Origin of the sequence: Vibrio sp. BS-M-Sm-2, assembly GCF_041504345.1 — a bacterium.
Classification (GTDB): Bacteria; Pseudomonadota; Gammaproteobacteria; order Enterobacterales; family Vibrionaceae; genus Vibrio; species Vibrio satsumensis.
In genome coordinates this window covers 3,489,457-3,505,293 of record NZ_CP167894.1, presented here as the reverse complement: position 1 = coordinate 3,505,293, position 15,837 = coordinate 3,489,457, and the positions used below count along the sequence as shown (strand labels likewise).

Annotated in this window: 17 protein-coding genes and 2 pseudogenes; 3 read left to right on the top strand and 16 right to left on the bottom strand. The window is 40.3% G+C overall.

The window, feature by feature from the left end:
- Positions 1-91 precede the first annotated feature (91 nt).
- Both AB8613_RS15875 and AB8613_RS15870 read right to left on the bottom strand, forming a co-directional pair.
- Positions 92-487: a hypothetical protein gene (locus tag AB8613_RS15875; protein WP_372384126.1), complete on the bottom strand. Its 396-nt coding sequence runs from the start codon at positions 485-487 to the stop codon at positions 92-94.
- A gap of 195 nt (positions 488-682) precedes the next feature.
- On the bottom strand, positions 683-1,492 hold the full coding sequence (locus AB8613_RS15870; protein WP_048659762.1) for a sulfite exporter TauE/SafE family protein: 810 nt from the start codon (positions 1,490-1,492) through the stop codon (positions 683-685).
- 341 nt (positions 1,493-1,833) lie between these two features.
- Here AB8613_RS15870 and AB8613_RS15865 point away from each other — a divergent pair, with 341 nt between their 5' ends.
- Both AB8613_RS15865 and AB8613_RS15860 read left to right on the top strand, forming a co-directional pair.
- Positions 1,834-2,811 (top strand): DUF1852 domain-containing protein, encoded by a 978-nt coding sequence (locus AB8613_RS15865; RefSeq protein ID WP_372384125.1) that lies wholly within the window; start codon positions 1,834-1,836, stop codon positions 2,809-2,811.
- 69 nt (positions 2,812-2,880) lie between these two features.
- Positions 2,881-3,909: a methionine synthase gene (locus AB8613_RS15860; RefSeq protein WP_372384124.1), complete on the top strand. Its 1,029-nt coding sequence runs from the start codon at positions 2,881-2,883 to the stop codon at positions 3,907-3,909.
- Between the two features lie 116 nt (positions 3,910-4,025).
- On the opposite strand, the gene AB8613_RS15855 is transcribed toward AB8613_RS15860, so the two are convergent.
- Entirely contained in the window at positions 4,026-4,463 is a 438-nt protein-coding gene (locus tag AB8613_RS15855; protein ID WP_285954428.1) for a MarR family winged helix-turn-helix transcriptional regulator, read from the bottom strand.
- An 84-nt stretch (positions 4,464-4,547) separates the two neighbouring features.
- Between AB8613_RS15855 and AB8613_RS15850 the strand changes: the two genes are divergently transcribed.
- On the top strand, positions 4,548-4,994 hold the full coding sequence (locus tag AB8613_RS15850) for a hypothetical protein (protein ID WP_285954427.1): 447 nt from the start codon (positions 4,548-4,550) through the stop codon (positions 4,992-4,994).
- A gap of 44 nt (positions 4,995-5,038) precedes the next feature.
- On the opposite strand, the gene AB8613_RS15845 is transcribed toward AB8613_RS15850, so the two are convergent.
- The 13 genes and pseudogenes from AB8613_RS15845 to AB8613_RS15785 form a co-directional block, all read right to left on the bottom strand.
- Positions 5,039-5,521, bottom strand: coding sequence for a tetratricopeptide repeat protein (locus AB8613_RS15845; protein WP_285954426.1), 483 nt, complete (start codon positions 5,519-5,521; stop codon positions 5,039-5,041).
- Positions 5,519-5,950 (bottom strand): annotated as a pseudogene (locus AB8613_RS15840) (GNAT family N-acetyltransferase); the annotation flags it as partial. The pseudogene AB8613_RS15840 and the gene AB8613_RS15845, both read right to left, overlap by 3 nt.
- Before the next feature lie 85 nt (positions 5,951-6,035).
- Positions 6,036-6,542, bottom strand: a complete 507-nt coding sequence (locus AB8613_RS15835; protein WP_372219155.1) for an N-acetyltransferase family protein — start codon at positions 6,540-6,542, stop codon at positions 6,036-6,038.
- 47 nt (positions 6,543-6,589) lie between these two features.
- Positions 6,590-7,057 carry a cold shock domain-containing protein gene (locus AB8613_RS15830; protein ID WP_017081025.1) on the bottom strand — a complete coding sequence of 156 codons (468 nt, stop codon included), beginning with the start codon at positions 7,055-7,057 and terminating at the stop codon, positions 6,590-6,592.
- A gap of 74 nt (positions 7,058-7,131) precedes the next feature.
- Positions 7,132-7,365: a hypothetical protein gene (locus tag AB8613_RS15825; protein WP_017077144.1), complete on the bottom strand. Its 234-nt coding sequence runs from the start codon at positions 7,363-7,365 to the stop codon at positions 7,132-7,134.
- A gap of 90 nt (positions 7,366-7,455) precedes the next feature.
- Positions 7,456-7,896, bottom strand: coding sequence for a hypothetical protein (locus tag AB8613_RS15820; protein ID WP_372384123.1), 441 nt, complete (start codon positions 7,894-7,896; stop codon positions 7,456-7,458).
- 402 nt (positions 7,897-8,298) lie between these two features.
- Entirely contained in the window at positions 8,299-8,772 is a 474-nt protein-coding gene (locus AB8613_RS15815) for a response regulator (RefSeq protein WP_327783768.1), read from the bottom strand.
- Positions 8,759-10,114 carry an ATP-binding protein gene (locus AB8613_RS15810; protein ID WP_372384122.1) on the bottom strand — a complete coding sequence of 452 codons (1,356 nt, stop codon included), beginning with the start codon at positions 10,112-10,114 and terminating at the stop codon, positions 8,759-8,761. Before AB8613_RS15810 ends, AB8613_RS15815 begins: the two co-directional genes overlap by 14 nt.
- A 6-nt stretch (positions 10,115-10,120) precedes the next feature.
- Positions 10,121-11,539 (bottom strand): DASS family sodium-coupled anion symporter, encoded by a 1,419-nt coding sequence (locus tag AB8613_RS15805; RefSeq protein ID WP_372384121.1) that lies wholly within the window; start codon positions 11,537-11,539, stop codon positions 10,121-10,123.
- A 238-nt stretch (positions 11,540-11,777) separates the two neighbouring features.
- Positions 11,778-11,993: pseudogene (locus AB8613_RS15800) on the bottom strand (hypothetical protein); the annotation flags it as partial.
- A 46-nt stretch (positions 11,994-12,039) separates the two neighbouring features.
- The gene (locus AB8613_RS15795) at positions 12,040-12,438 is read right to left on the bottom strand and encodes an NUDIX hydrolase (protein WP_372384120.1); all 399 of its coding nucleotides are present in this window, start codon (positions 12,436-12,438) and stop codon (positions 12,040-12,042) included.
- Between the two features lie 110 nt (positions 12,439-12,548).
- A complete protein-coding gene (locus AB8613_RS15790) occupies positions 12,549-13,517 on the bottom strand; it encodes a 5'-nucleotidase (protein WP_372384119.1) in 969 nt (322 codons plus the stop codon).
- 270 nt (positions 13,518-13,787) lie between these two features.
- A complete protein-coding gene (locus tag AB8613_RS15785) occupies positions 13,788-15,521 on the bottom strand; it encodes a DUF6119 family protein (protein WP_372384118.1) in 1,734 nt (577 codons plus the stop codon).
- Positions 15,522-15,837 lie beyond the last annotated feature (316 nt).

The window sequence follows — 15,837 nt, the reverse complement described above, 5'->3', positions numbered from 1 at the left end:
CAGACTCATAGACATAATCGTATAAATGTAGGCAGACAAAAAAAGCAGCCTGATGACTGCTCTTATTCGGCTCTCATTAACCCGTATCTAATCAGTGTGATTGTGTCGCCTTACTCAACAACAGATCCCAATCAGATAGCTCAACTTGCCCTTTGCGAATATTCACCTTGTGGTAACCTTTTTCGGTTAAGGATTTCACTTCAATAAAAGAATGACCAAACAAAGACTTTTTAACCGCTAGGTTCGCCTTAATGCCATGCAAATACACGTTTCCATCATCTAAAGACAAATGGCTTTTCGTGAGCCTTGAGGCAAACATGTAAACCAAAGTCATGAGGGTAATTGAGGTAATGAAAGGGAAAAGCTGCAATTCAGTTTGATAAAAGAAACTGATCATCAGAGATACGATCGCATAGGTTATCGTCATTGATAAAACAACGTTCCATTGCGGCCCATTACCTTTAAATGAGATTTCCCGTGCCATCATAGATTCCTTTGGGTAAGCGCTTGAGCATATTCGAGATATTTATAAAACAGAATAAGTTTATTATGAGCAGTGATGCATTTAAAGGGCAGAATTACACTATTGAAGGGCTCAGATCGCAATTAGACATTTACGTGGCGTTTCACACATAAATATCTAATTAAGTCATCAGCCAGATAGGTCATGAACTATCAGAAATTAACGAGCCACCATGCTTGCCGCGATAACAACCAACAATACTGAGAAAATCTTCTTGATGGTTGGGACCGGTAAATGGTTTGTCGCTTTTGCGCCTAAGGGGGCCGTAAACCAAGACGTACACACGATACCCAATAACGCTGGTAGATAAACAAAACCCGCGAATCCATCAGTTAAAGCAAAATGGCTACTACCCGAACTGATGTAACCAATCGAGCCAAATAGCGCGATCACAATGCCACAAGCCGACGCACAGCCAATCGCCTTTTTCATATCGACAGAGAAGAACGTTAATAACGGAACCAACAATGCACCGCCACCAATCCCTATCATGGCAGACAAACCACCCGTAATGGTTGTCAGAACAGTTAGCACACCTTTGTTTGGCAGTTTTCGTTCTTTAGGTGCATCATTTTTGCTGCTCAAGAACATCTTGATCGCAATGAGAACCACACTCACAGCAAACACAATACGAACGACTTTTTCTGGCAACAGAGCCGCCATAAAGCCGCTAATCAGTGCACCCAGAGCAACACCCAACATGATCCAAGGCGCTAGATCCCAAGGCACGTTTCCATTCTTATGGTGAGCAAGTGCAGAAGACGTTGAGGTGAATAGTATCGATGCCAACGAGGTTGCAATCGCCGCGACAACCACTTGGTCAGACGGTAAAACGTCTAAATAAAGTAAAATGCTGCTTAGGACGGGAACAATGATCAGCCCTCCGCCAATACCTAACAAACCGGCGAGAAACCCAACACCACTGCCTAGTAAAGCACAGTAGAAAATCAACAACAGCAATTCACTCATTTCATCCATCTCTTATTCAATTAATTGTCTTAAATAACACACTATTAATGTGGTTATATTTCCATCAAGATAATTAATATAACTGACACCTACTTAAATATTCAAACATAATAGATCATGAATATTCCTCATGTTGAATGTGAAGTAATACCATTGTTAATGATGAACCTATCCACGTATAAAAACCTTAAGCGAATAAATTTATACGACATTAATTCTACTAAGCATTAATGTCAGACAGCATAGCCTTCGATTCTTAATCTGGTCAAAAGCAAAAAATAAAGCAGTTTTAATACTAAAGACCGAGAGAATCAGAAAATAAATTGGGATACCAAATCAGCATGAATAAAGAATTTAATTTTACGATTAAGAGCATTAGCCTCGACGAAAACTACCAGCCTGCAGACAGCACGCGTATCACAACTAACTTTGCTAACTTGGCTCGCGGCGACAGCCGTCAAGCGAACTTACGTAACGCACTACAGATGATAGACAACAGTTTCAATGCCTTAGCACATTGGGACAACCCAAAGGGCGACCGCTACTCTGTAGAGCTTGAAATCATTTCTGTTGATATGGACATTGAAAGCAACGGCGAAGCATTCCCTTCAATTGAAGTGCTGAAAACCAATATCCTGGACCACAAAACGAACGAGCGCATTGAAGGTATTATCGGTAATAACTTCTCTTCTTATGTTCGTGATTATGACTTCAGCGTACGTCTATTGGATCATAATAAAGGCCAAGATAAATTCAGCATTCCAGCCGATTTTGGTGATTTACACGGCAAGCTATTTAAGTATTTCGTTAACTCTGACGCTTACAAAAAGAACTTTAATAAGCCACCTGTTATTTGCTTAAGCGTGTCAGATAATAAAACCTATTACCGAACTGAAAATCAACACCCTGTATTAGGCTTTGAATACCAACCTAATGAATCTTCTTTAACTGAGCAATATTTCAAGAAGATGGGATTACAAGTTCGTTATTTCATGCCGCCAAATAGTGTTGCTCCTCTGGCTTTCTATTTCTTTGGTGATCTACTGAACGATTACTCTAACCTAGAGCTTATCAGCACCATCAGCACTATGGGGACGTTCCAGAAGATCTACCGCCCTGAGATCTACAACGCGAACGCTGTTGCGGGTAACTGCTACCAACCAAACTTGAAAAACTTGGATCACTCACTGACTCAAATCGTGTATGACCGAGAAGAACGAAGCAAGCTAGCTGTTGAACAAGGTAAGTTCGCAGAAGAAAACTTCATTAAGCCATACCAGTCGGTACTAGAAAACTGGTCTGCCAACTACGCGCTGTAATCGTTCTATTTTACGCGCATTAGGAAACATACGATCCACTTTGGGAATCTAAGGACAGGCAGAATTATTATGAAAACACTATTACCGACTTCAACAGCAGGCAGTTTGCCTAAGCCATCTTGGCTAGCGCAACCAGAAACACTTTGGTCTCCATGGAAACTGGAAGGCGACGAATTAACGGATGGCAAGCAGGACGCACTGCGCGTGTCTCTGCATGAACAACAACAAGCCGGCATCGATATCGTGAGTGATGGAGAACAAACCCGCCAACACTTTGTGACCACGTTCATTGAACACCTGAATGGTGTCGATTTCGAGAAGCGTGAGACCGTTAAAATCCGCGACCGTTACGATGCAAGTGTACCAACAGTGGTTGGCCCTGTTTCTCGTCAAAAATCTGTATTTGTTGAAGATGCAAAGTTCTTACGTCAGCAAACCGACCAACCTATCAAATGGGCTCTGCCGGGGCCTATGACCATGATTGATACACTTTACGATGCGCACTACCAAAGCCGTGAAAAACTGGCTTGGGAATTTGCAAAGATCCTCAACGAAGAAGCAAAAGAACTTGAAGCTGCAGGCGTTGATATTATTCAGTTCGATGAACCTGCATTTAACGTGTTCTTTGATGAAGTGAATGACTGGGGTATCGCTTGTTTGGAAAGAGCCATTGAAGGGCTGAAATGCGAAACGGCTGTACATATTTGCTATGGCTACGGCATCAAACCAAACACAGACTGGAAAAAGACATTAGGCACTGAGTGGCGCCAATATGAAGAAGTCTTCCCTAAGTTGCAACAGTCGAATATCGATATCATCTCATTAGAATGTCACAACTCTCATGTACCACTTGAACTGCTTGAGCTTGTTCGCGGTAAGAAAGTGATGGTTGGCGCTATTGATGTTGCAACCGATTCCATCGAAACACCGGAAGAAGTGGCTAGCACTCTAAGAGAAACACTTAAATATGTTGATGCAGACAAGCTCTACCCTTGCACTAACTGCGGCATGGCGCCCCTTCCTCGCGAAATCGCCTCAGCTAAGCTAAATGCTCTCAGCGCTGGCGCAGAGATAGTTCGTAAAGAGCTTTCAGCGTAACGCTTCACGAGCGACACAAATATACCTGGAGCCTAAGTATCACATTGATGCTTAGGCTTCTGTATTCTTCTCAACTGCCACTCTCTATTTATCTAATCTCTTATCTATCTAACCTCTTATCTATCTAAGAAGGTAGCCATCTTCTTCAGAGTGATTAGCGCCTTATCAAGCTCATCTCTTTCAATGCCTTCAGCGCCACTTTCTGCCCATACTTCCTGTTTTTTATCTAATAGCGCATACGCTTCTTTACCTTTTTCAGTCATGTTAACCAACTTTGCTTTTTTGTGATTCGGGTTATCAAGCCAAGTTAGCAGGCCATCTTTCACCATGATGTCGGTAACACGCTGTGTCGCTTGTCTGCTTTGCCCCATAATACGAGCAATTTGAGAAACCGTGACCAGATCACCGGACTTTTCAATCGCCCCCATCACCTTCCATCTGGCACTGCTTAGCCCTAACTCTTCAGTTAATTTGTCACCCTCAGCATTCAATAAACCACTGACCTTAAAGATCTCTAGTGCGATCTTTGTGAAAACTTCTCCATTCGTATCCATAACACCCACTTTGACAACATGCTGTCATTAAATTAGATTCAAACTAAATTGACAACATGTTACCAAATTAATGGAGAGAATGATATGAAACCAATAATCCACAGAACAGCGGCATTAACAGCAACACTGTGTGTCGCTACATTTTTTACTAGCACATTGCTTGTAGAACTGTTTGGCACTTTGAAATCAGTCGAGTTAGTCAAATCGCTGATCGTTTTTCCGGGTTTATTTATACTTGTCCCAGCCATTGCTATTACTGGTGCGACCGGTGCATCTATGGCAAAACAACGTAAAGGGAAAATAGTTGAACGTAAAAGTAAACGCATGCCAATTATTGCGTTCAACGGGATCGTTATTTTGATCCCAGCCGCGTACTTTTTGAATCAGTGGGCAAGTTTAGGAGAGTTCGATTCTGTGTTTTATGGCGTTCAGATTTTAGAACTGATAGCAGGCGCAACCAACCTAACACTGATGTCTTTGAATATTATGGACGGCAGAAAATTTCGTCCTAAGAAGGTAAAGCAAGGCTAAGCTCATCGTTTTTAAGCTAACAGATGAGCTTCATAGTCGGCTGTTTACCACGTTTTATCTAAATCTTGAGCGTATAAGGAGATCGCTCGTTGGTACTCTTTTATCGCATCGCTATTGGTCGTAGAAACCAACAACTCAAGCAACAGAGACGTTGCCTCTTTATGGCGACCCAAATTATACAAACACATCGCATAGAAAGGCTGAACTTCAAGGGAATCAGGATACTCAGCCATCGTCTGCTCAAAATAGCTTAAAGCCTCGGTATAAAGGCCAAGGCTTCGATATGTACTCGCCAAACCGAAAAGCGCATCAAAGCGTTCTGTAGAAGTAAGTTCACCCGACAGAGACAGCAAATAATGCTCGATAGCCTCCTGTTCTTTACCTTGGTTGTCGTAAGACCAAGCTATCTGCAAGTGTGCTTTCGCAGCATATTTTCCCTTATCGAGTAGTGTCGCCAGCAAGTCTCGTGACTCTTGGTACTTGGCTTCTTTTCGCAACTCGATGGCTTGTTTGATAATGGTGTCCATAGTTCTTCCTAAAATCAGTTCCATTTCAACGAGTCCTTTCACTTCAGACAACTGAGTAAAACCTTTTGCTTGATAAAGCTTAATCGCGGGATTCTCACTGAACACGCGCAACACTAAATGAGCCGATGATTGATTGTTCGCATGTTCAATAGCTAAATCGAGACACTTAGAGCCAAAGCCTCTACCTTGATATTCAGCTAATATCTGCAAGTCCCGAAGAAACGTTGTATCACTGGTGTAACTGAAGCGGATAACACCAATACGGCTATCCCCTACATAAATTTCATAGTTATCCAGTTCATCCCAGCTACATAAAAACTGACTATGACCCCAAGCGATTCCACGAGCTTGATAGTAACTCGTCATATTCGTTTTGGTGATCGATTCAGCGAACTTAGGATCTGAACCTTTGACCAACCTTACTTCCATATTGTGTCCTTTGTTTCTAAATCAAACATTGAGCAATACGTAATTTAAGTACCAAGAGTATTGCATCGTCTTTGAACCATCCTAATCAATCTGGTTCCTTGTTTAACGCCTTCTCTAACCACATTGAACTGATGTATTGACCGTTTTTCTTCGCATATTCATTGAACACTCCGACTTCTCGAAATCCAAAACGTTTATGAAGTGCTATTGAAGCCTCATTAGGTAAAGCAACACCTGAGAGTACGCGGTGAACACCATAATCACTAATCGATGCAAATAGCTGAGAATAAAGCTTGGAGCCTAAACCTTTACCTTGAGCTTCTGCCGCAAGATAAATAGTGACCTCTGCGGTATCTTCAAATGCCGACATAGCCCTGTATTGCTGAGAACACGCGAAGCCTAATAACGCATCACCTTCTGTCGCAACATACAGTTGATATTTGCTTTGGCTCGAAAATTGAGAAAACCACTGCTGACGATTTTCCAACGACAACTTCTCTTCTTCAAAGCGCGCATTGGTATGTTCAATATAAAAGTTGAAGATATCGGTGATGCCTGCAATATCAGGTAATGTCCCTACTCTGATTTCCATGTAATGTCCTTTTAGTTGTCTATTTTTGAATGACTAATAAACAGGCATCAATAGTGACTGCAGAACTGACTCTCGCAAGGAATACCATCACGATCACCATCTATTTTCACATTGGGACAGTTTGCCAAATAAAACTTTGCTTCATCGCAAGATAGCATCTCACTACAATGCGTTTTACCTTGGCAACTAAATCCCATATTCTCATATGCAGGATTTAACTTAGGCTCCAATACCAAAAGATACAAACCTGCGCCAATAAGCCCGACGAAAAGTGCAGACAAAATAATTGAAAGAGGGTTAGATTTGGATGTTTCTATACCAACTAGTTGAGCACTCGAAGCGCTGAGTTTAGAGCCACTATTCGATAATTGAAATTCAACTTCATCCCCAACTTGAGGACGACGATAACCGTCCGTAAACTTCGATATATGAACAAAAACATCTCCCTCTAATTCATCTGAATTGATGAAGCCAAAACCTCTCTCATCAACCCAGCGAACAATTTTTCCATTCATAGCTATCCCTTCTTCAAACCGCTTTCAACTCTTGACTCATATCACCAACAATATGCAGATTACATTATGACAGCTTAATGTGGGGGCAAATTACTCGATGGACTCTTAACTTTACCCATTTTAGTCAGGATGCCTTTGCCCTTCTCATAAACAAAAGATAAACCAAAGTAGACTGAAACCCACAAGACAAAATCGAGAGCAGCTAACTTGATATCAAGTGGATCTGAAAAGATGTTATAGGTGTGCCCAAACTTTGCTTCAATTGATTTAACTAAAATCACTGTAACGATAAAAATCACAATCCTCATGGGTTTTCCTATCTATATCTTTAAACTAAATCGTACACATGCGTGTGGATATTGTTTAAGTTATTCCAAGTATATAATAAGTTGACGGCCCTACTTGCCATCGACCTTTTCTATAAACCAACTCCCTTGGCACGGGCCATTGGTTAAGTGCCAACGACCATCAAATCGCTTGCCCCTACCAGTTGCTGAAAAGCGATAGTCCCACTGGCGATGTTTCGCATACAAACGTAAGCCGCCGCTTTCTGTCACCCAACCTTCTAATGGTGTTCCGTTGTAGGTAAGCCTTAGCGTGGCTTTACCCTCTCGAATGATTCCGGTGATGGTTGTCCGTTCACACATATTATTGCCAGTGGTGTTAATACGACGACCTAGCCACTCACCGTCAAAATCAGTAGATGGCACAAATTGGGGACTATTAGGAAGTTTAGGGAACGACTCGGAATTACTGGACCCGAACCATTGGAGTTCACGGCCAACGAGGAAGAACACAACAAAGCCGATTGATATCGCTATCACAAATCCCTTTTTCATTAGCCTCTTCCTAATCAGATGACCTAAAGAAAAGAACCCTAACATAATGAAAAGTAATAACTTACTATCAATTTAATTAATTTTGATATATTCCACAAATTGCATTCAAATGTTGAATATAGAGAAAGCGGCATCGTACGAAGTTCTGCTGTATCTTCAGGGAATCGTTCGTGAAGAAAACACAAGGCATCCGCTGGCGTTGGCGTATGAGTTTTAGACTTAAGCCAACAACCAGTGTGTTAATAACTGAGTACTAAAACCTGAACGACTAAAAGAGATAGGTAATATATGCACCGAAATATTAGATCTTTCAAAGAAAAAACCCTTCAGAAAGCGTCCTTCGGTGCATACAATTTCAAGCGACTGACATCAATGACTAGCGTAAGTCGCTAACATAAGAAACTAACGCAAGCGTCTCAACACAACCTGCTGGTCGAGCTCATTCTGATAGTCCGTGTAATCAAGCCCTTGATCAAATATGTACTCAGTGACAAGAGTACGAATGCACTCAACTAATGTGCTTGCTTGCCAAGGCTTTTCAAAGTAACGGTCGATACCTGCTGCATTAATCGCATTGATGGTATCAGTATGAGTGGCCTGCCCCGTAAGAAGAATTTTCTTTGTATTCGGAAAGCGGCTGTCATGAGACACTTCAGTGAGTAACTCCACACCCGTTTTCCCTGGCATCACATGATCAGACACGATGACGGTAATGTGTTCGCCTTCTGCGTCAAGTTCATCAATGAGATCAAGCACTTCTTGCGCTGATTCACAATCTTCAATATTCAGCCAACTCGCCAGCGGCTCTAAATCTTGTACCACTGCGCTCAGTACTTCTCTCTGGTCATCGACACAGATTAAATTAAGCTTCTCCATGTTCACCCTCTATTGGTAACTTGATTCTAAATACAGTTTTAGAAGCATCACTTTTCACAACGATACTTCCGCCATAACCCGCCACAATCCGCTTAACTATTGATAAACCCAAGCCCAATCCAAACGATAAACCACCTTTTTTAGTGGTGAAGTTGGGCTGAAATACCTTTCTACGAGTCCCCTCGTCTATTTCAGGGCCGTTATTCGTAATCGTAACTAATATTCTTTTCTTACTTAATCTGGTTTGAATTTCTATTGCAGCATCGTCTGAATTCGACATTGCATCACAAGCATTCTTTACAATGTTGACCCAAATCTGAACGAGCTCTGTTTTCGAGCCTTTAAAAGACGGTAAATCCGCAGGGCTCAATCGCACAGATACTCTACGTAACTCACTTTGTAACAACGATAAGGCATGGTTAATGGAGTCGTTAATATCAACCGCTTCTTCGGTGTCAATATCAACTCTGCCAAGTTGTTTAACCGATTTTACGATGCCAACGGTGTGTCTAGATGCCAAACGTAAATCATGTAAATCACAGCCCATCTGCCAAAAACGAATCGCTTCTTCTGGGTTTTTCAGCCAATGCTTTGAAATAACCTCTGTTGCAGATAAAGCGTCAATTGGAATCGCCTTTGCAAGAGAACGAGCAATGTTTTTGTCTAAACCATATTTTCTTTCAAATTGTCGCCCACGTGTTCGTGCTTCTGACGACGACGTTTTCTGACCATGCATTAACCCAAAATCGAAAAATTGACTGGCTTCTGGATGCACTTCTTCAAGTAGATCCATGATGACCGTTTCAAGTCGGCCAGATTTACTATTTACTACACCAATAGCGTTGTTAAGTTCATGGGCAATCCCTGCAGCCAATTGACCCAAGGTCGTCATTTGCTCAGCAGTATGTAACTTTTCTAGCGCTTTTTGTTTCGCTATCGCTTCTTGTGTTGCGCGGCGTTGACGGCGCGACAACTCATTGACAATCACAGGTGTGAACTGTGCGGTAAGAGGGCCAAATTTACCTTCATCTTCTGCCGGCGTGTCTTTATCGATCCACGCTAACTCAACATCGGTTTTGGCAACAACCGTTGAAGATGCTGTCCAATTACCTGAAAAGAAGCTATGAACGCCTATAAAAGCTCCACTACCCGCGCTAAACACGCGTACTCGCGGTGCATTCGCTTCGGTATAAAACCCTTCCAGTTCTCCACTAAACACATAATATAAACGAGTGTTTAACGCTGATTGTTCAATAATGGTGTTACCGGCACGGCACGTCACCCGACGTTCTGCCTGATTAAAATAGCGATCGATAAGTGCTTCTAGTTTTTGTTGATACACGTATCGTTATCCTATGTGACCAATTGAATGTAGCAGCCACACCATAACAAAACTCAGTAGCACACCAACCACACCCAAAATAATACCGATTCGGGCCATTTGATTACTTTGCACATGACCAGTAGCATGAGCCAACGCATTCGGTGGTGTACTGATTGGCAACGACATACCTAATGAAGCGGCAAAAGTCACAACCAGAATTAACGTTAACTCACCGCCTAGTGGCGTGAGTGAAGCCATAGACGACCCTAATGCAGCCATAATTGGCATTAACAAGTTAGCCGTTGCGGTATGAGACATAAAGTTTGCCATTACCAAACACAAGAACGCCGCTCCGAACAACACCACATAGGGTGAGTAAGTATCAAACGGAATACTGTGTACCACCAGCCTTGCTAAACCAGTTTTATCGAGCGCTAAACCAAGCGCAATACCACCTGATACAAGCCACAATACGTCCCAAGAAATTTTCTTCAGGTCTTCTTTATTGATGATCCCAGAGAGAGAGAACACAGCGACAGGAATCAGAGCGACGGTATAAGAGTTCATGCCATGGCTTGAGCCCATTAACCAAAGAATAATGGTCAGCGCAAAAGTGACGTACACCGCAATGGCTTTGGGTGTTTTAAGGAATTTACCTTTGATACTTAGTTCGATTTTCTTTTGGTCAGCTTTGTACATAAAGCCTATTAAAAACCACGCTAACGCCATCATAATAACGACAAACGGCACACCAAATGCCATCCATTCACCGAACGTAATGAGGTTGTCACCAACTAAATATTTAAGTGCGATAGCGTTCGGCGGAGTACCGATCGGGGTACCAATGCCACCGATGTTAGCGGCAACAGGGATACAAAGCGCAAACGCTATACGTCCGGGGTCTTTCGGGCCAAACACAGCCAGTACCGGCGTTAAAATAGAGAGCATCATTGCCGTTGTTGCCGTGTTAGACATAAACATCGAAAAGATACCAGTGATCAACATTAAGCCGAGCATCACAAACTTTGGGTCTTGTCCAAATGGCTTCAATAATACACGGGCTAAGTTTACGTCTAATCGATATTTAGTGGCAGCCATCGCTAAGAAGAAACCACCTAAAAACAGCATGATGATTGGGCTAGCGAATGTCGCCATGATATCGCTGTATTTTAACAACTCACCAAAATGTTCTTCCCCATGCTCAAACCTTAAAAAGATCAGCCCTTTATCCGACAACATCAACAGTTGCAGAACGATAATAACAACAGACGTCGCGTAAATCGGGATAGGCTCGAACACCCAGCACAATGCCGCTAATAAAAAGATCGCGATAACGCGTTGTTGAATAATCGTGAGGCCTTCAAATGGAAACGCTGATAGCGGCATTACGAGGATAATGAAAGGAATTAAAATAGGGATAATGTATTTAATATAGGGGCGCATAGCACAAAAACTCTTCCTGAGATAACAACTACTTAGAAAATAGATTTAAAGTTCTAATTTAGATCCGACAACGAATTATCGACCTCTTATCACTATCTCACTATCGGCTAGATCAATGATTACGTAATCGCGATATCCCCTTTTTCGATTCTGTGCGCTACCTCTACGTTTGTGTGTCATTTACTGTTGCAACTAAATTCCGAGAAACAAAAGGCAAACGTTCGCCTTTGCGTGGGAGATCCGTAAGCTTTGGCGTTTGTAGCATTGCAGAGTAATCACCTAAAACTTCAATCTCAGTTTGGTTTATCAGCTCACTCGTTTTACGCCAGACATTGTCTGATTTAGTGAAATAACCATTCAGATAGTTCGCAGACAAATAAGCTTTTAAAGAATGAGGTTGGTGGATACTGGCACTGCTATAAAGTGCCTTTTCCAATAGTTGGTCGCTTGTCATGTTTCCTCCGTGAAACTAAGACCGAATAGGTTTGGTTGTTATATGACTAGCGTCTTTGAGAGGTATATCGACTCAAGTGGTTCTCTATAAACTCGATATCTGCACGATAAAAGTCATCAAGAGGAATCGCTGAGGGCTCTAGCCAATAGAAAGTTTGCTGTCTTTCTGCATCGACCATTTTAGGCTCATCATTCTGATCCGCTCTCAAAACTACATAGTGAATTTCACCACCGAAGTCGTTCTGACCTTGATGAGTACCGAGGAGTTGTAAATCTTTAAGACCTGTTTCTTCCCACAATTCTCTAATTGCGGCTTGGCTACCCGACTCACCGTGATCAACTGAACCTCCAGGGAACTCAAATACCATACCTTGGCGATGTCTAAAACGCTTTTGGATTAAGACTTTCCCTTCTTTTACAACCACGGCCATAGCTATGTTTTTCATGTGAGCTTCCTTGTAGCTATAAATTCGTACAACTGAGAATATTGTTACGTCATAATACCGTAGTCTTCATACCCAACTTCGGACAATAGAGTCCAAGTGTTAAAGCTAATCTAAAATATCTTGCTATCCTTTTTCTCAATAATATCTTCTGTATTTTTTACACCAAAAGGTATGTGAACCGACGGAGCAACTGTACTAGTCGAGCTTAAATGACCAGACTGGTCATCAAAGAATATATGAGGCTTGAGCACCCCCAAAATTAGACCTTTATCAACGCCTCCTAAAAAGAATGCGTCATTCGTCATTACGCCCCAATTTTTTAATGTATTTAAAGCTCTTTCATGTGAAGGAGCATTCCTTGCAGTAACAATTGAAACTCTCAAACGGTTTCGATAATCAGGCTCAGATTGCTTCTTCCTCTCTTCAATTTTCTGAATAACTGATACTTTGACCAAAAACTCTTTCAACGGACCAGGATTATGAGGTTGCAACACATTCTTTGTTTCATGTTCGTGAAACTGACTAAGGTCGTTGGTATTGTGCATAACAGATTCTGATTCATCATCAGCAAGAACTCCATCAAAGTCGAATGCTATTCTTAAATCATCATCATCTTCATCGATAATAGTCGATTTCATAACATGGCCAGCGGGATAACCTAACCTGATTGCCTCTTTTACATCAGACGAATTTCCTGACAAAAATAAAGAAATACTCAAGGCGGGAATATAATCATATGGAGACCTACCTTGCATGAAAATCGCGCGTGAAATAGGTAAATTATGGTGTTCGATTGATTTCATAACACGAAGCCCTGTATCTGGGTCATTTCGTGATAACAACACAACTTCTACTAGCGGGTCAGATTCAGGGTTAGCACTCAAATCATTGAGAGAAAGTAAACGCTTCACAAATGAAAATGAGACACCTTTATCTAATGGATTATCTATGTTCACCGATTGATACCTACGATACTCCTCTTCGCCTTTGGTACGAAAAACTGTATCAGACTCTGTTAAATCAAACATCGCACTTGAAGCAACACCAATGACTAACCTTTTACTCAACTCATAAGGCATATACACAATCCAAAACAATAATAAACATCGAGAAAACTAGCACTATTATTAAGTCATGAGCAGCACTAGCACCAGACCTAAGCCTCAGTTCGGGACATACTGAAAGAAGAAATATTAAGTTATAAGCCTACCTTAAAACCTTTTGAAATAGCATCTTATAAACCAAGTAAAGTAACAACACACTTTAATTTCAATTATATTTCTTCTATCAATCAATGTTAAAATCTAAGCTTCTATATATAAAATTAAATAAAAACTAGATTAGAATTTCTAATTTGTCTTTTTTACAAGTCTTATCGCATATGACAACTCAATCCCGCGTTCATTCGCTAGGTATTTATGCGTATTTGCTAATTCATACTTAGCCATAAATGGCAAGTCATCTATTTTCTTATTTTCGTTATACGTCAAGATACAAAGTAACACGCTAAAGGTTGTTTCTTGCAACTTTGAACGGCTTTCAGTAATAATAGAGAGGAATGGAGTTTTGTCTTTACTTTTATTTTCTTCATTATCATTATTATTGATAAAATCTATCATCGACTTCCTAGTTTCGATGTCTTTTACGAATGCATCCGTATAAAATCTAGCTTGAACAAATAAATGACTTAAAGAACTTGTGCCATCCTTTAGTACCTTAACATGTATCAACTGCTTGTTCTTATGAAGCAAATCACATATTTCATATCTTCTCTGACCAGCAATATTAATCTTTGCTTTATCAAATAGGTATATATCATCATTAGATTTAGCGACGTACGAATTGTAAACATCTTCTTTAAACTTGACTTTATCTCTCCCATTTTCCTTAACAACGCAACGAATAGAAACGTCATTAGGAAGGTAAAGCTCTGATTTATCTGTAATTTCACTTAAATACGCTTCGACCTCAGACTTAAAGTCAGAACTAACACACCTCCAAGTTCCAGAGCTCAAAATATAGGTTATTCCATTCTCTTCCAACTCACAATTTAAACAATCATAAGCTTTCATGGAACGAACATCACCCGAAGTATTTACATAGAAAATCCTCCATTTTATAACAGTTTGTATTGAAGATTTTTTACTAAAACTATGATTTTGATTCACAAGATCAGATATAGCTATGTCATCGAACTCTATAACAGAGTTATATATATCTGGATCTTTATAAGAAAAATAAGAAATATCATCATCTAGTATAATGCTCGGCGACAAGTGAATATTACTAAAATCATTATTTTTCAATTGTTCAAATAGAATAGTGTTTAACCTATCGATCTCGTCATCATCACTTACATAGTCAAGCTTCCCGTAAGAAGGAAACTTTTCTTTGTACTCTTCGAGATCATAAGCCTCCTCCAAACTTAAAAGTATATCAATTACACCCTCATCAGTTACGCTTGTTCCTTTTTTAAGGTTTACAGTAATTGAACTTTTTCCAGAAAACGATTTGATATACGGATAATGCTCATACGTAGAACCAGAAATAGCTCTAAAGAATTCTTTTTCATCATTGATATCAAATATATCCAAACTTGAGCCTTTGCTAGCTTGTCTATCAGTTAACGTTGATATGGATGAGTGTGTGGTTGTATTAACTTTTCTTAGGTTATTATGGTCACATATATTCATCGCAACCTTTATGCCAAAGTCATTAACTAACTTGTCTGAATTTATGAACCTAGAAGTATGCATGCCAAACGTCAAAACATAGAATAATATGTCTTGTACATCGCGTGTAATTTTCAAACACAAGACAGCTGAAGGAGATTTGTTAGTATTAGAAAATTCTAGATTTATGTCCTCACTAAGGTTGTTGAGCATAACCATCCAAGGGTAATCAGCTTCGGTTTTAGAAGTACCACCAACATCAGCATATTTTATAAGCCCCTCAATTTCATAGCCATTACTTTGATACGAAAACCTAGGTAAAGGCTCTGTCGATATATCGAATATAGCTGAAAAACTATTGACTGAGTCCTTGGCTCTAAAAATTGTCATTTTATCTAATTTACTGCTCACACTTCACCTCATTCCTGATTGAAAATCACAATCAGCACATTGAAATTTAAATAAAGAAAGCTCAATATCACCTCTTACCCTACCAATCTTACTCTCTAAACATAATTCATAACAATGACTTATCGCTCTTGATTTGCGATTGAACAGGTAAATATAGAGTTTAGTTCTGCCTAACGAAACCAAATGAAGAAAACTTGATAACTATTCTGTTTAATATTGTTAAAACAAGTTTACTATTGATAATAAAGACAATATTAAAGCTAAGAGAAACTCAGTTATTTAGAAAATTATAATTAAGGTAAAACAGAAAAACATC

Excerpts from the sequence above, each read along its gene's own strand:
- AB8613_RS15875 (WP_372384126.1), bottom strand. The coding sequence starts at position 487 with ATGATGGCACGGGAAATCTCATTTAAAGGTAATGGGCCGCAATGGAAC.
- AB8613_RS15870 (WP_048659762.1), bottom strand. The coding sequence starts at position 1,492 with ATGAGTGAATTGCTGTTGTTGATTTTCTACTGTGCTTTACTAGGCAGT.
- AB8613_RS15865 (WP_372384125.1), top strand. The coding sequence starts at position 1,834 with ATGAATAAAGAATTTAATTTTACGATTAAGAGCATTAGCCTCGACGAA.
- AB8613_RS15860 (WP_372384124.1), top strand. The coding sequence starts at position 2,881 with ATGAAAACACTATTACCGACTTCAACAGCAGGCAGTTTGCCTAAGCCA.
- AB8613_RS15855 (WP_285954428.1), bottom strand. The coding sequence starts at position 4,463 with ATGGATACGAATGGAGAAGTTTTCACAAAGATCGCACTAGAGATCTTT.
- AB8613_RS15850 (WP_285954427.1), top strand. The coding sequence starts at position 4,548 with ATGAAACCAATAATCCACAGAACAGCGGCATTAACAGCAACACTGTGT.
- AB8613_RS15845 (WP_285954426.1), bottom strand. The coding sequence starts at position 5,521 with ATGGACACCATTATCAAACAAGCCATCGAGTTGCGAAAAGAAGCCAAG.
- AB8613_RS15835 (WP_372219155.1), bottom strand. The coding sequence starts at position 6,542 with ATGGAAATCAGAGTAGGGACATTACCTGATATTGCAGGCATCACCGAT.
- AB8613_RS15830 (WP_017081025.1), bottom strand. The coding sequence starts at position 7,057 with ATGAATGGAAAAATTGTTCGCTGGGTTGATGAGAGAGGTTTTGGCTTC.
- AB8613_RS15825 (WP_017077144.1), bottom strand. The coding sequence starts at position 7,365 with ATGAGGATTGTGATTTTTATCGTTACAGTGATTTTAGTTAAATCAATT.
- AB8613_RS15820 (WP_372384123.1), bottom strand. The coding sequence starts at position 7,896 with ATGAAAAAGGGATTTGTGATAGCGATATCAATCGGCTTTGTTGTGTTC.
- AB8613_RS15815 (WP_327783768.1), bottom strand. The coding sequence starts at position 8,772 with ATGGAGAAGCTTAATTTAATCTGTGTCGATGACCAGAGAGAAGTACTG.
- AB8613_RS15805 (WP_372384121.1), bottom strand. The coding sequence starts at position 11,539 with ATGCGCCCCTATATTAAATACATTATCCCTATTTTAATTCCTTTCATT.
- AB8613_RS15795 (WP_372384120.1), bottom strand. The coding sequence starts at position 12,438 with ATGAAAAACATAGCTATGGCCGTGGTTGTAAAAGAAGGGAAAGTCTTA.
- AB8613_RS15790 (WP_372384119.1), bottom strand. The coding sequence starts at position 13,517 with ATGCCTTATGAGTTGAGTAAAAGGTTAGTCATTGGTGTTGCTTCAAGT.